Origin of the sequence: Bradyrhizobium sp. 2TAF36 (assembly GCF_052114925.1) — a bacterium.
GTDB lineage: Bacteria > Pseudomonadota > Alphaproteobacteria > Rhizobiales > Xanthobacteraceae > Bradyrhizobium > Bradyrhizobium barranii.
Map to the genome: position 1 here is coordinate 48,425 of NZ_JBFRFR010000084.1, position 13,355 is coordinate 61,779.

11 protein-coding genes are annotated in these 13,355 nt (G+C 63.7%); 7 read left to right on the forward strand and 4 right to left on the reverse strand.

Annotated features, from left to right (window positions below; translation table 11 throughout):
- Positions 1-106: 106 nt before the first annotated feature.
- Both AB4Z51_RS36370 and AB4Z51_RS36375 read right to left on the reverse strand, forming a co-directional pair.
- A complete protein-coding gene (locus AB4Z51_RS36370; protein ID WP_354175945.1) occupies positions 107-967 on the reverse strand; it encodes a prephenate dehydratase in 861 nt (286 codons plus the stop codon).
- 21 nt (positions 968-988) lie between these two features.
- Positions 989-1,729: a 3-deoxy-manno-octulosonate cytidylyltransferase gene (locus AB4Z51_RS36375; RefSeq protein WP_208088849.1), complete on the reverse strand. Its 741-nt coding sequence runs from the start codon at positions 1,727-1,729 to the stop codon at positions 989-991.
- Between the two features lie 219 nt (positions 1,730-1,948).
- Here AB4Z51_RS36375 and AB4Z51_RS36380 point away from each other — a divergent pair, with 219 nt between their 5' ends.
- The 6 genes from AB4Z51_RS36380 to AB4Z51_RS36405 all read left to right on the forward strand — a co-directional run bounded on the left by AB4Z51_RS36380 (position 1,949) and on the right by AB4Z51_RS36405 (position 10,453).
- The gene (locus AB4Z51_RS36380; protein WP_071916710.1) at positions 1,949-2,503 is read left to right on the forward strand and encodes a c-type cytochrome; all 555 of its coding nucleotides are present in this window, start codon (positions 1,949-1,951) and stop codon (positions 2,501-2,503) included.
- A gap of 212 nt (positions 2,504-2,715) precedes the next feature.
- The gene (locus AB4Z51_RS36385; RefSeq protein ID WP_441499012.1) at positions 2,716-4,617 is read left to right on the forward strand and encodes an extracellular solute-binding protein; all 1,902 of its coding nucleotides are present in this window, start codon (positions 2,716-2,718) and stop codon (positions 4,615-4,617) included.
- A 14-nt stretch (positions 4,618-4,631) separates the two neighbouring features.
- The gene (locus AB4Z51_RS36390; protein ID WP_441499013.1) at positions 4,632-6,518 is read left to right on the forward strand and encodes an extracellular solute-binding protein; all 1,887 of its coding nucleotides are present in this window, start codon (positions 4,632-4,634) and stop codon (positions 6,516-6,518) included.
- Between the two features lie 2 nt (positions 6,519-6,520).
- Positions 6,521-7,630, forward strand: a complete 1,110-nt coding sequence (locus AB4Z51_RS36395; protein ID WP_028148358.1) for a microcin C ABC transporter permease YejB — start codon at positions 6,521-6,523, stop codon at positions 7,628-7,630.
- Positions 7,630-8,808, forward strand: a complete 1,179-nt coding sequence (locus tag AB4Z51_RS36400) for an ABC transporter permease (RefSeq protein ID WP_063980960.1) — start codon at positions 7,630-7,632, stop codon at positions 8,806-8,808. The genes AB4Z51_RS36395 and AB4Z51_RS36400 overlap by 1 nt, the downstream gene beginning before the upstream one ends.
- Before the next feature lie 7 nt (positions 8,809-8,815).
- A complete protein-coding gene (locus AB4Z51_RS36405; protein WP_441499014.1) occupies positions 8,816-10,453 on the forward strand; it encodes an ABC transporter ATP-binding protein in 1,638 nt (545 codons plus the stop codon).
- Positions 10,454-10,553: 100 nt separating this feature from the next.
- On the opposite strand, the gene AB4Z51_RS36410 is transcribed toward AB4Z51_RS36405, so the two are convergent.
- The gene (locus AB4Z51_RS36410) at positions 10,554-11,408 is read right to left on the reverse strand and encodes a C40 family peptidase (RefSeq protein ID WP_441499015.1); all 855 of its coding nucleotides are present in this window, start codon (positions 11,406-11,408) and stop codon (positions 10,554-10,556) included.
- The gene (locus AB4Z51_RS36415) at positions 11,401-12,774 is read right to left on the reverse strand and encodes a leucyl aminopeptidase family protein (protein WP_441499016.1); all 1,374 of its coding nucleotides are present in this window, start codon (positions 12,772-12,774) and stop codon (positions 11,401-11,403) included. The genes AB4Z51_RS36410 and AB4Z51_RS36415 overlap by 8 nt, the downstream gene beginning before the upstream one ends.
- A gap of 220 nt (positions 12,775-12,994) precedes the next feature.
- On the opposite strand from AB4Z51_RS36415, the gene AB4Z51_RS36420 reads away from it, so the two are divergent.
- A complete protein-coding gene (locus AB4Z51_RS36420) occupies positions 12,995-13,198 on the forward strand; it encodes a hypothetical protein (protein ID WP_018454690.1) in 204 nt (67 codons plus the stop codon).
- The last annotated feature ends 157 nt before the right edge of the window (positions 13,199-13,355 follow it).

Here is a 13,355-nt window from a genome sequence, read left to right on the forward strand (position 1 = left end):
CGCGGCGCAGCGCGAAGCGGTGCGCTGCAGAGCCGGGGCCCATCGCGCTCCGGGTATCGTGGCCCCTGGGTCGCCGGCTCGCGCTTCGCGCGTCCAGGACACGCAATCAATCCTGTTGCGTTTCGCTGAACGTCGCGCGGAAGGGGTGTCCCGGATACACGCCGACGATGCGGAATTCGCGCGAGAAGAATTTCAGCTCCTCGATCGCGAACGCCAGTCCCTTGTCTTCAGGGTGGCCGTCGACGTCCGCATAAAACTGCGTGGCGAAGAAATTGCCGTCGACCATGTAGCTTTCGAGCTTGGTCATGTTGACGCCGTTGGTGGCAAAGCCGCCGAGCGCCTTGTAGAGCGCGGCCGGCAAGTTGCGCACGCGAAATACAAAAGTCGTGACCAGCGGCCCCGAGCCCTGCGTCGCCCATTTCGGCTCGCGCGCCAGCACCACGAAGCGCGTGGTGTTGTGCGCCTCGTCCTCGATGTCCTCGGCCAGGATGTCGAGGCCGTAGATCTTTGCCGCAAGCCGCGAGGCGATCGCGGCAACGGCCTTGTCGTTGCGCTCGGAAATGTCGCGGGCGCTGCCGGCGGTGTCGGCGTGCACGATCGGCTTGATGCCGAGCTTGCGGATGATGCGCCGGCACTGGCCGAGCGCATGCACGTGGCTCTCGACGCTCTTGATGTCCTCGAGCTTGGTCCCCTTCACCGCCATCAGCTGATGGCGGACCGGTAGAAACCATTCGCCGATGATGAAGAGGCCGGAGGCCGGCAGCAGATGATGGATGTCGGCGACGCGCCCCGCGACCGAATTCTCGATCGGGATCATGCCGAGATCGGCCTCGCCCGACGAGATCGCCGACAGCGCGTCCTCGAAGGTGGCGCAGGGCATCGGCTCGGCGTCGGGATAGGCCTCGACGATGGCGATGTGGGAATTTGCCCCAGGTTCGCCCTGGAATGCGATTTTCAGCTTGCTCATGATCGGCCTTGTAACAGCGGCTCAGGATTTGGAAAGGATGCTGCGGGCGGTCTCGAGGTCCGCCGGCGTATCGACCCCGCGGGGCACGGTGTCGACGATGGTGAAGTCGATCCGCATCCCGGCCTCCAGCGCCCGGAGCTGCTCGAGCTTCTCCTGCAATTCCAGCGGGGATGGCGGCAGCGAGACGTAGCGTTCCAGCGCGGCGCGGCGATAGGCGTAGAGGCCGATATGGTGGTAGCGCGGTCCGTCGCCGGTCGGAGCGGTCGCGCGGGTGAAATAAAGTGCGCGCATGCGTTTCCCGCCGAGCGAGGTTCCGATCGCCTTTACCACGCTCGGCGCGAGGTCCTCCTCCTCGGTATGGATCTGCGAGGCCAGTGTCGCGATGTCCACGGCCGGATCTTGCAGCGGCGACAGCACCTCGCGGATGTTGTCGATCGTGATGGTCGGGAAATCGCCCTGGAGATTGACCACGATCTCGGCCTTGCCTGAGGGATCGAGCTTCTGCATCGCCTCGTGGATGCGGTCCGAGCCAGAGGGGTGCTCCGGGCGGGTCATCACGGCTTCGCCGCCATGGGCGGTGACCACGGAGGCGATCTCGTCCGTATCGGTCGCGACCGCGACCCGGCCGATGCCGGCGGCCTCTGCCCGCCGCATCACGTGCACAATCATCGGCAGGCCCGCGATGTCTGCGAGCGGCTTGCCGGGCAGGCGGGTGGCGGCCATGCGGGCCGGGATCAGCACCAGGATGCGGGGATCGATCATCGGGTCAAGGGCCTGGAAACGAGAGGTTTTCCGCGTCGAGAAATGGGGTGGGGACGGGCTGAAAGCCGGGTCGCTTATACGGGTTGCCAGACCCCGGGCAAACCGATATCTCAATGGCAAAACTCGGGGAAACAACAAGGAACGTTTGATTCTCCCGAGGCTCGTCCTGGCGGCCGCTCGGCCGCTATTTCCTTACTGTGGTGTGGGGCCTGGCCGGAAATGGACTCTTTCGAACTCAATAAGATTCTCGGTGCCGTGCTGGGCACCTGTCTCATCCTGCTGGTGACGAGCTTCGCCGCCCAGGCGCTGTTCACGCCGAAGCCGCTGGCGAAGCCTGGTTTCGAGATTGCCGTGAAGGAAGATGCTGGCCACGGCAAGGAAGGTGGCGCCGCTGCTGCGCCCTCCGAGCCGATCGAAAAGCTGCTCCAGACCGCTTCCGTCGAAAAGGGCGCTTCGGCTGCCAAGAAGTGCGGCGCCTGCCACACCTTCGAGAAGGGAGGCCCGAATCGCGTCGGTCCGAACCTCTATGGCGTCGTCGGCGAAGCCAGGGGCGAGGGCCGCAACGGCTTCAACTTCTCGGCCGCCATGAAGGCCAAGGGCGGCACCTGGTCGTTCGACGACCTCAACAAGTTCATTGCCAACCCGAAGGGCTTCATCCCGGGCACCGCGATGGGCTTCGCCGGCATCCCGAAGGACTCCGAGCGCGCCGACGTCATCGCCTATCTGAATTCGCTGTCAGAGCATCCTCAGCCGATCCCGACGGCGTCGAAGTAAGGCCGTCAAAAACCGATCTTGAATGTGCGGCCAGGCTGAAAAGCCTGGCCGTTCGCTTATCCGGGCCTCGCGGTGAGTTTATCGGGGCGTTTGGCCGCATCCGACAGGCCGCCCGGGCTTCCAACATGAGGAAAAAGCAACATATTCCGTCGAAACCTCGCCTATATTGAGCACTTAAAGGGGTAACCTCCTTCAAGACCAGGAATGTTGATTTGGCCATTACCCGACGCGATCTCCTGCTCACCGGCACTGCCGCCGTAGCGCTCCCCGCCCTCGGTTCCGTAGGGGGCCTTCCCGTCATCAGCACGGCCGCGGCGCAATCCGCCAGTGAGGCGCCCTGGCGGCACGCGCTGTCGCTGTTCGGACAGGTCAAATATCCCGCCGACTTCAAGCGCTTCGATTACGTCAATCCGGAAGCGCCCAAAGGCGGTGTCGCGCGCCAGATCGCCGTCGGCACTTTCGATAATTTCAATATCGTAGTGGCGGGAGTGAAGGGGCAGGTCGCCGGTGCCGTCGCGTTCATCTACGAATCCCTCACGACGCCGTCGCTCGACGAAGTCTCGACCGAATACGGCGCGCTGGCCGAGGCCGTCAGCCACCCGGCCGACTTTTCCTTCGTCACCTATCGTTTGCGGCCGCAGGCCAAATGGCATGACGGCAAGCCGGTCACTGCGGACGACGTGATCTTCTCGCTGGATGCCTTCAAGAAGCATCACCCGATGTACTCGGCCTATTACAGCCATGTGGTGAAGGCCGAGAAGGTCGGTGAGCGCGAGGTGAAGTTCGTGTTCGACGCACCGGGCAACCGCGAGCTGCCGCAGATCGTCGGGCAGCTCACGGTTTTGCCGAAGCATTGGTGGGAGGGGACCGACGCGCAGGGCCGTAAGCGCGATGTCTCCGCGACCACGCTCGAAACACCGCTCGGTTCCGGCCCCTACAAGGTCAAGGAATTCGTGGCGGGACGGTCGATCGCGCTGGAGCGCGTCAAGGATTATTGGGGGCGCGATTTCGCCACCAATGTGGGCCGCAACAATTTCGACGAGATGCGCTACGAGTATTTCCGCGATGCCACCGTGGCGATCGAGGCTTTCAAGGCCGATCAGGTGGACTGGCGCACCGAGAACAGTGCGAAGAACTGGGCGACAGCCTACGACTTCCCGGCCGTGACCGAAAAGCGGGTGATCCTCGAGGAGTTCGCCAATCRCAGCTCGGGTGTGATGCAGGCTTTCGTGCCGAACCTGCGCCGCGCCAAATTCAAAGATCCTCGCGTCCGTCGCGCGCTCAACTATGCGTTCGACTTCGAGGAGATGAACAAGCAGATCTTCTACGGTCAGTACAAGCGCGTCAGCAGCTATTTCGACGGTATCGACGAGCTCATGGCGACCGGGTTGCCGCAAGGCAAGGAGCTCGAGATCCTCGAGACCGTCCGCGCCGAGGTCCCGCCGGAAGTGTTCACGACGCCCTACACCAATCCGGTCGGCGGCAGTCCGGAAGCCGTGCGCGACAATCTTCGCGAGGCGCTGCGCCTGTTCAAGGAGGCCGGTTACGAGGTGCGCGACCGCAAGCTGGTCGACGTCAAGACCGGTGCGCAGTTCACCCTGGAGCTGCTGAATCAGGATCCGAGCTTCGAGCGGGTCACGCTATTCTACAAGCCGTCTCTGGAACGGCTCGGCATCGCGGTCAGCGTGCGCACGGTCGACCCGACTCAATACGAGAACAGGACTCGGGACTGGGATTTCGACGTCGTCACCAACTCATGGGGCGAGTCGCAGTCGCCCGGCAACGAGCAGCGCGAGTTCTGGTCGTCCAAGACGGCCGACATCGCGGGGTCGCGCAATATTGCCGGCATCAAGAATCCGGCGGTCGACAAGCTGATCGAGCGGCTGATCTACGCCACGGGTCGCGACGATCTCGTCGCGGCAACCAAAGCGCTCGACCGCGTGCTGCTGTGGAATAACTACGTCGTTCCGCAATGGACCTATTCGAAGATCCGCACCGCGCGCTGGGATCGCTTCGGCCGGCCGGCGGAATTGCCCAAATACGGTCAGTCCGGCTTCCCGTTCATCTGGTGGTACGACGCAGACAAGGCGGCACGGATCGCAAAGAAGTCGTGAAGGACATCCCCCGCATGACGCAGATGTCACGCCGCCATGTGCTGGTCTTGGGTGTCGGCGGCACTCTCGGTGCGTCCCTCGGCGCGCTGACGTTGCCCGGCGCGCGCGCATCCGAAGCGGGGACCGAGGCGCACGGCATCTCGGCGTTCGGCGATCTCAAATATTCCGCCGACTTCCACCATTTCGACTACGTCAATCTCGATGCGCCGAAGGGCGGCATGTTCTCGCTCATTCCGTCGGTGCGCGCCTACAACCAGTCCTACCAGACCTTCAACTCGCTCAACGCCTTCATCCTGAAGGGTGACGGCGCGCAAGGCATGGACATGACGTTTGTGCCGCTGATGGCGCGTGCAAATGACGAGCCTGACGGAATGTACGGCCTTGCCGCCAAATCCGTGCGAATATCGCCTGATAGGCTGGTCTATCGCTTCACCATGCGGCCCGAGGCGAAATTCCACGACGGCAGCAAGCTCACCGCCCACGACGCGGCGTTTTCGCTGACATCGCTGAAGACCAAGGGACATCCGCTGATCATCGTGCAGATGCGCGACATGGTCAGTGCGGAAGCGATCGACGACGCGACGCTCGTTGTGACCTTCGCCAAGGGGCGCGCCCGCGACGTGCCGCTTTATGTCGCGAGCCTGCCGATCTTCTCGAAAACGTATTATGCGTCGCGCGCCTTCGACGAAACGTCACTCGATATCCCGCTCGGCTCTGGCCCGTACAAGGTCGGCAAGTTCGAGGTCAACCGCTATATCGAGTATGAGCGCGTCAAGGACTGGTGGGCCGCCGACCTGCCGGTTTGCCGCGGCAGCTACAATTTCGACGTCGTGCGCTATGAATTCTATCGGGATCGCGATGTCGCGTTCGAGGGGTTCACCGGCAAGAACTATCTTTATCGGGAGGAATTCACCTCGCGCATCTGGGCGACGCGCTACGACTTTCCGGCGGTGAAGGACGGGCGCGTCAAGATGGAGGTGGTCCCCGACGACACGCCGTCCGGTGCACAGGGCTGGTTCATCAACACGCGACGCGACAAGTTCAAAGATCCGCGCGTGCGCGAGGCCTTGATCAATGCCTTCGACTTCGAATGGACCAACAAGACCATCATGTACGGCGCCTATGCCCGCACGGTGTCGCCGTTCCAGAACTCGGACCTCATGGCAAGCAACGGGCCTCCGTCGCCGGAAGAGCTGAAGCTGCTGGAGCCGTTTCGCGGCCAGGTGCCCGACGAAGTGTTCGCCGCACCGTTCGCGCCTCCGATCTCGGACGGCTCTGGCCAAGATCGCAGCTTGTTGCGCAAGGCTCAGCAACTTCTGACCGAGGCTGGCATGCCGATCAAGGATGGCAAGCGGGTGCTGCCGAATGGTGAGGTCTTCAGGATCGAGTTCCTGCTGGACGAGCCTTCGTTCCAGCCGCACCACGCGCCCTACATCAAGAACCTGGGCACGCTCGGTATCGAAGCGAGCGTGCGCCTCGTCGATGCCGTGCAACACAAGGCGCGCCAGGAAGATTTCGACTTTGACATGACGATCCAGCGTTTCAGCATGTCGGCGACGCCGGGCGACGCGATGCGATCGTTCTTCTCCTCTCAGGTCGCGGCAACCAAGGGCTCGTACAATCTTGCGGGCGTCGCCAGCCCGGCGATCGATGCCATGATCGAGAAGATCATGGCGGCCGACAACCGCGAGGATTTGACCGTCGCCTGCCGCGCCTTCGACCGCCTGTTTCGCGCCGGCCGTTACTGGGTGCCTCAATGGTATAACAAGACGCACCGGCTCGCTTATTGGGACCAATTCGCTCATCCGCAGAAGCTGCCACGTTACGCCAACGGCGTCGGCGCTCCCGAAATCTGGTGGCACGATAATGCCAAGGCGGCCAAGCTCGAGCAGGCGAAATAATCATGAGCGCCTATATCGCCCGCCGCATCCTCCTGATGATCCCGACCCTGCTCGGGATCCTCTTCGTCTCCTTCGTCGTCGTGCAATTCGCGCCGGGCGGCCCGGTCGAGCGCGTCATCGCGCAGCTCTCGGGCGCCGACACCGGCGGCAGCTCGCGCATCTCGGGCGGCGGTGATTTCGCTCAGCGCGCGCCCGGTCAGCTGGGCGCTGGTGGCGACGCCATCAATTCGAAATATCGCGGCGCGCAGGGCCTGGACCCTGACTTCATCAAGAAGCTGGAGAAGCAATTCGGCTTCGACAAGCCGGCCCCCGAACGCTTCGCACTGATGGTGTGGAATTTCGCCCGCTTCGATTTCGGCAACAGCTATTTTCGCGATGTCAGCGTGCTCCAGCTGATCAAGGAAAAGCTCCCGGTCTCGATCTCGCTTGGCATCTGGCTGACGCTCTTGACCTACCTGATCTCGATTCCGCTCGGCATCCGCAAGGCGGTCAAGGACGGAACGCGCTTCGACACCTGGACGTCGAGCGTACTCGTGCTCGGCTACGCGATTCCCGGCTTCCTGTTCGCGATCCTCCTGATCATCCTGTTCGCCGGAGGCTCGTTCTTCAACTGGTTCCCATTGCGCGGACTGACGTCGGACGGCTGGTCGCAATTTCCCTGGTACTGGAAGATCATCGATTACTTCTGGCATTTGACGCTGCCGCTGATCGCCATGGGGCTCGGCGCGTTCACCACCATGACGTTCCTGACCAAGAACTCGTTTCTGGACGAGATCCGCAAGCAATACGTGATGACCGCGCGCGCAAAGGGCTGCAGCGAGAATCGGGTGCTCTATGGCCACGTCTTCCGCAACGCGATGCTCATCGTGATCGCGGGCTTTCCCAGCACCTTCATTCACGCTTTCTTCTCGGGCTCGCTTCTGATCGAGACCATCTTCTCACTGGATGGGCTCGGACTGCTCAGTTTCGAGAGCGTTCTCAACCGCGACTATCCCGTGGTGTTCGGCACGCTCTTCATCTTTTCGCTCGTCGGCCTCGTGATCAACCTCATCTCTGACCTGACCTACATGTGGATCGATCCGCGGATCGATTTCGAGGCACGGGAGGTCTGATGACACTGACCGCCCCGACCCCGATCGAAACCACCGCAAAGTCGCCGCTCGGCGATGCCGTGCCGATCACGCGCAAGCCGTTCGTGCCATCGCCGCTCAACCGGCGGCGCTGGCAGAATTTTAGGGCGAACCGGCGAGGTTACTGGTCGTTCTGGATCTTCATGATCCTGTTCGTGGTGTCGCTGTTTGCCGAGCTGATTGCCAATGACCGGCCGTTCCTGATCAAGTACGACGGCCATCTCTACTGGCCGGCCTTCGTCACCTATTCCGAGACGACCTTCGGCGGCGACTTCGAAACGGCGGCCGACTACCGCGATCCCTATTTGCAGAAGCTGATCAAGGACAAGGGCGGCAGCATCGTCTGGCCGCTGATCCGCTATTCCTACGACACACACAATCTCGATCTGCCGACGCCGGCGCCGTCGCCGCCGACCTGGATGTTGACGGAGGCGCAGTGCAAGCCTGTCGTCGAGAAGAAGGGCCTCAAGAGCTGCAGGGACCTCGAATACAACTGGCTCGGCACCGATGATCAGGGTCGCGACGTGGTTGCGCGCCTGATCTACGGTTTCCGCATCTCGGTGCTGTTCGGCCTGTGCTTGACCATTGTCTCCTCGGTTGTCGGCATCGCTGCCGGCGCGGTGCAGGGCTATTTCGGCGGCTGGGTCGATCTGCTGTTCCAGCGTTTCATCGAGATATGGACTGCGATCCCTTCGCTCTACCTCCTGCTGATCCTCTCGTCGGTGCTCGTGCCCGGCTTCTTCGTGCTGCTCGGCATCCTGCTCCTGTTTTCCTGGGTGTCGCTGGTCGGGCTCGTGCGCGCGGAATTCCTGCGCGGGCGCAATTTCGAGTACATCCAGGCCGCGCGTGCCCTTGGCGTGTCGAACGCCGTGATCATGTTCAAGCATTTGCTGCCGAACGCGATGGTCGCGACGATGACGTTCCTTCCGTTCATCGTCTCCTCGTCGGTCATGACGCTCACGGCCCTCGATTTCCTCGGCTTCGGACTGCCGCCCGGCTCGCCGTCGCTCGGCGAACTGCTGTCGCAGGGCAAGTCCAACGTGCAGGCGCCCTGGCTCGGCTTCTCCGGCTTCTTCTCGGTCGCGATCATGCTGTCGCTCTTGATCTTCATCGGCGAAGCCGTGCGCGACGCCTTCGATCCGCGCAAGACGTTCAAGTGAGGGCGTGATGGACGCGATCAACCAGCCCCTGCTTGCCGTCCGCGACCTCTCGGTGGCCTTCCACCAGGGCGGCGCCACGACGCTCGCGGTCGACAAGGTCTCGTTCCAGATCAAGCGCGGCGAATGCGTCGCGCTGGTCGGCGAGTCCGGTTCCGGCAAGTCTGTCAGCGCGCTCTCGATCCTGAAGCTCCTGCCCTATCCGAATGCCTCGCATCCCTCGGGCAGCATCCGCTTCAAGGGGCGGGAGCTGATCGACCAGTCGGAGCGTGAGATGCGCGAGATTCGCGGCAGCGATATCTCTATCATCTTCCAGGAGCCGATGACCTCGCTCAATCCGCTGCACACGATCGAGGCGCAGATCGGCGAGATCATCCAGCTCCACAATCCGACCAGCAATGCCGAGGCGCGCAAGCGGACGCTGGAACTGCTGACGCAGGTTGGCATCCCCGAGCCCGAAACGCGGCTCAACAGCTATCCGCACCAGCTCTCCGGCGGCCAGCGTCAGCGCGTCATGATCGCGATGGCGCTTGCCAACGAGCCGGACCTCTTGATCGCGGACGAGCCGACCACGGCGCTCGACGTCACCGTGCAGGCGCAGATCCTGGCGCTGCTCGCCGAGATCCGCTCCCGGCTCGGCATGAGCCTGCTCTTCATCACCCACGATCTCGGCATCGTGCGCCGCATCGCCGACCATGTCTGTGTCATGAAGGGTGGCGAGATCGTCGAGCAGGGGCCGGTCGAGCAGGTCTTCAGGACCCCGAACCATCCCTATACGCGCGACCTGCTCGCGGCGGAGCCGAAGCCCGATCCGGCGCCGCCGCAGCCGAATGCACCGGTGGTGATGTCCGCCGATGATTTGAAGGTCTGGTTTCCGATCAAGCGTGGCTTGATGCGCAAGACGGTTGGCCACATCAAGGCGGTCGATGGCGTCAGCATTGCCGTACGCAAGGGCGAGACGCTCGGCGTCGTCGGCGAGTCCGGCTCGGGCAAGACCACGCTCGGGCTGGCGCTGATGCGGCTGATCTCCTCCAATGGCCGCATCGTGTTCCTCGGCAAGGACATCCAGGGCCTGCGCTTCAAGGAGATGCGACCGTTCCGGCGCGACATGCAGATCGTGTTCCAGGATCCGTTCGGCTCGCTCAGCCCGCGCATGTCGGTTGCCGACATCGTCGCCGAGGGCCTCACCGTGCACCAGCCAAAGCTGTCGCGCGAGGAGCGTGAGGAGCGCGTCGTCAAGGCGCTCGAGGACGTCGGGTTGAAGGCGGACACCCGCTATCGCTATCCGCATGAATTTTCCGGCGGCCAGCGCCAGCGCATCAGCATCGCGCGCGCGGTGGTGCTGGAGCCGGATTTCGTCGTGCTGGACGAGCCGACCAGCGCACTCGACATGCTGATTCAAGCGCAGATGGTCGACCTCTTGCGGGAACTCCAGCGCAGGCGCGATCTCACCTACATGTTCATCTCGCACGATTTGCGCGTCGTCGCCTCGCTCGCCAGCCATCTCATCGTGATGCGCGGGGGGAAGGTGGTCGAGGAGGGACAGGCCGCCGAGCTGTTCAAGAACCCGAAGACGGATTACACGCGTGCGCTGTTCGCGGCGGCGTTCCGGCTGGAGACGGCGGGGAACGGGGCGGTGGCGACGTAGTCTTCAGTCGGATGGGTAGAGCGAAGCGAAACCCATCGCATCGCGGCGCGTGGTGAGAATGATGGGTTTCGCTGCGCTCTACCCATCCCACGAAGTCGCCCTAGAGCCGCTTGATCGCGATGATTTCGCTGCCTGCCGCCTTGATCCGCGCGATCGCCGGTTCGGTCGCCTCGATCACAGTTGCCATGTGATGCGCGTTGGCGTGAACCATGGTGCCGCCGTCGCGGACGATGGCGACGTGGCCCTTCCAGAAGATCAGGTCGCCGCGCTGCAGCTTGGTCCGCTCATGCGTCTCCAGCGCGCGGCCGAGCCCTGCCTGCTGCATGTCGCTGTCACGCGGGCAGCCGATGCCCGCTGTTGTCAGTGAAACCTGCACGAGGCCGGAGCAGTCGATGCCGAGGCTGCTCTTGCCGCCCCAGAGATAGGGCGTGCCGACGAAGCGCTCGGCGACCGCGACGAAGTCCGGCTCGCGATGACCGAGCGGGGCGAGATGGGCCTTCGGCAGATATTGTCCGTCGCGCGTCACGGCGAAGCTGCCGTCCTCGCGCACCACCGCAATCTTCGAGCCCAGCGCGAGCGTGCCGGCCGGCGGCAGCTTGATCGAGGGACCGGGGAAGGCGAATGTCCGGAGCGCGCTCACCTTGTGGGTCGGCGCGGCGGCCGGCTTCATCAGCGCCGCATCAGGCAGCCAGCCGACATAACCATCGCCGCCAAGCTGGCCCCAGGCCCAGCCCTCGCCATTGCGATCGTAGACCGTGACGCGCTCGCCGCGCAGCGCCTCCGTCATCAGCATCGCGTTCGACGACGGCTGCTCGCGCACGGGCGCGATCGGATCGAATACCTCGAATTCCTCGCCCGTGACGAAGCGGTCCGCTTGCACCTTGCCTTCGAGATATTTCGCGGCGATGTCGCCGCGCGCCGGTGTCAGCCGCGGATCGTGTGCTGGATCATGCATAGCGCTCGCTCAGCAATGTGTAGATGGCGCGCGCGGCCTGGCATTCGCCGCCTTCGGGCCGCGCTGGCTTCGCCGACGGGGTCCAGCCGTAAATATCCACATGAAGCCAGCTCTTTGCCTGCTCGACGAACCGTTGCAGGAACAGCGCGCAGGTGATCGAGCCGGCAAAGCCGCCGGACGGTGCGTTGGTGATGGTAGCGGTCTTGGAGTCCAGCCACGCATCGTAAGGCGGCCACAGCGGCATGCGCCACAACGGATCGTTCTCCTTCGCCGCGCACCGCGCGACGTCGGCGGCCAGCGTCTCATCATTGGTGTAAAAGGGCGGTAAATCCGGCCCCAGCGCGACGCGCGCCGCGCCGGTCAGCGTGCCCAAATCGATCAGAAGGTCCGGCTTTTCCTCGTCGGCCAGCGCCAGCGCGTCGGCGAGCACGAGCCGGCCCTCCGCGTCGGTGTTGCCGATCTCGACCGTGATGCCCTTGCGCGAGGTGAAGATGTCGAGCGGCCGGAAGGCATTGCTGGAGACGGCATTTTCGACCGCTGGAATCAGCACGCGCAGGCGGACCTTGAGCTTCGCATCCATCACCATGCGCGCGAGCGCCAGGACGTTGGCGGCGCCGCCCATGTCCTTCTTCATGATCAGCATGCCGCTCGACGGCTTGAGGTCGAGCCCGCCGGTGTCGAAGCAGACGCCCTTGCCGACCAGCGTCACCTTGGGATGATCAGGATCGCCCCAGCCGATGTCGATCAGCCGCGGCGCGCGGTCCGAGGCCATGCCGACGGCGTGGATCAGTGGAAAATTCGTCTTCAGGTCCTCGCCGATGGTGCAGGCAAAGCTCGCACCGAATTCCGTGGCGAGCGCTTGCGCGGCCGCAGCGAGCTCTTCCGGGCCCATGTCGTTGGACGGCGTGTTGATGAGGTCGCGCGCCAGCATCGCGGCGTCCGCCATGCGATTGATCTCGGCCGCGTCCACGCCATCGGGCGGTACCAGTCGGACGGCGGGGCGGTCAGCCTTGCGGTATCGGGCGAAGCGATAGCTGCCGAGTGCAAAGGCGAGCGACGCCAGCCGCGTATCGTGCGGCGCATTGGCAAAGCGATAGATGCCCGGCGGCAGCAGGCCGGGCAGGGCGCCCGGCCGGAACAGGTCGCGCGATCTCGCGCCCTCGTCCTCGAGTCCGAACAGCACCTGCGCGATCGCGCCGTCCGGCGCGGGCAGCGCGAGATAGCCGCCCGGCTTGGCGGCAAAGGCGCTCGCGGTGGCGAACTGGCGCTGCACCGGCGGCAGCGTCTCTGCGACCTGATCCCAGCTCGACTTGGTGACGAAGGTGATCGGGATGGCGGTGGGCGATGTCTCGAAGACAGAAGGCATTGGCGGGTCCGGATCGTCGGATCAAGCGGGTCATGCGAACGGACGAGACTTCGCAGAGTTTCGCCGTGGCTGCAATCGGCTTTGCTGTCACCGTTCAGCGACCCGCTACTCGCCGCCAGGGGCCCATGCTAGGTTCCGGCAACGGCCGCCGGATCGACTGGGAAAAGTGTGCAGGAGATGACCGGCGGCCGAAGACGAGGCCTGCCGGGAGGAAACTGCAATGGAATTTGTGTGGAGCGTGGTCACATTCATCGGCCAGGCCGTCGAGGCGATTTTTGGTTATGTCGAGCATCATCACTGGATCTTCGCATTCCTTGCCGGCGGCTACGTCTTCTATCTCCACGACCGCTCCGTCCACGCGCGGTTCGATGCGCTCGACAAGCGCATCGACGAAATCCGCAAGCGGCTTGCCATCGAATATTGATCGGGTGAGCGAAACCATCGCCGGGCGGATCTCGTATCCATGCTGAGAACTGCCGTTCACGAGAGCGCGGCCGCGGGGCTTTACTAGCGCCGCGGTTGTGGCATTATTGATGGATATTTTAGATTGTGCCGCGCGGTTCTGCTGAACGCAACAACGC

Bases quoted from the DNA above. Each gene is read 5' to 3' on its own strand.
- AB4Z51_RS36370 (WP_354175945.1), bottom strand. From the start codon at position 967: ATGAGCAAGCTGAAAATCGCATTCCAGGGCGAACCTGGGGCAAATTCC.
- AB4Z51_RS36375 (WP_208088849.1), bottom strand. From the start codon at position 1,729: ATGATCGATCCCCGCATCCTGGTGCTGATCCCGGCCCGCATGGCCGCC.
- AB4Z51_RS36380 (WP_071916710.1), top strand. From the start codon at position 1,949: ATGGACTCTTTCGAACTCAATAAGATTCTCGGTGCCGTGCTGGGCACC.
- AB4Z51_RS36390 (WP_441499013.1), top strand. From the start codon at position 4,632: ATGACGCAGATGTCACGCCGCCATGTGCTGGTCTTGGGTGTCGGCGGC.
- AB4Z51_RS36395 (WP_028148358.1), top strand. From the start codon at position 6,521: ATGAGCGCCTATATCGCCCGCCGCATCCTCCTGATGATCCCGACCCTG.
- AB4Z51_RS36400 (WP_063980960.1), top strand. From the start codon at position 7,630: ATGACACTGACCGCCCCGACCCCGATCGAAACCACCGCAAAGTCGCCG.
- AB4Z51_RS36405 (WP_441499014.1), top strand. From the start codon at position 8,816: ATGGACGCGATCAACCAGCCCCTGCTTGCCGTCCGCGACCTCTCGGTG.
- AB4Z51_RS36410 (WP_441499015.1), bottom strand. From the start codon at position 11,408: ATGCATGATCCAGCACACGATCCGCGGCTGACACCGGCGCGCGGCGAC.
- AB4Z51_RS36415 (WP_441499016.1), bottom strand. From the start codon at position 12,774: ATGCCTTCTGTCTTCGAGACATCGCCCACCGCCATCCCGATCACCTTC.
- AB4Z51_RS36420 (WP_018454690.1), top strand. From the start codon at position 12,995: ATGGAATTTGTGTGGAGCGTGGTCACATTCATCGGCCAGGCCGTCGAG.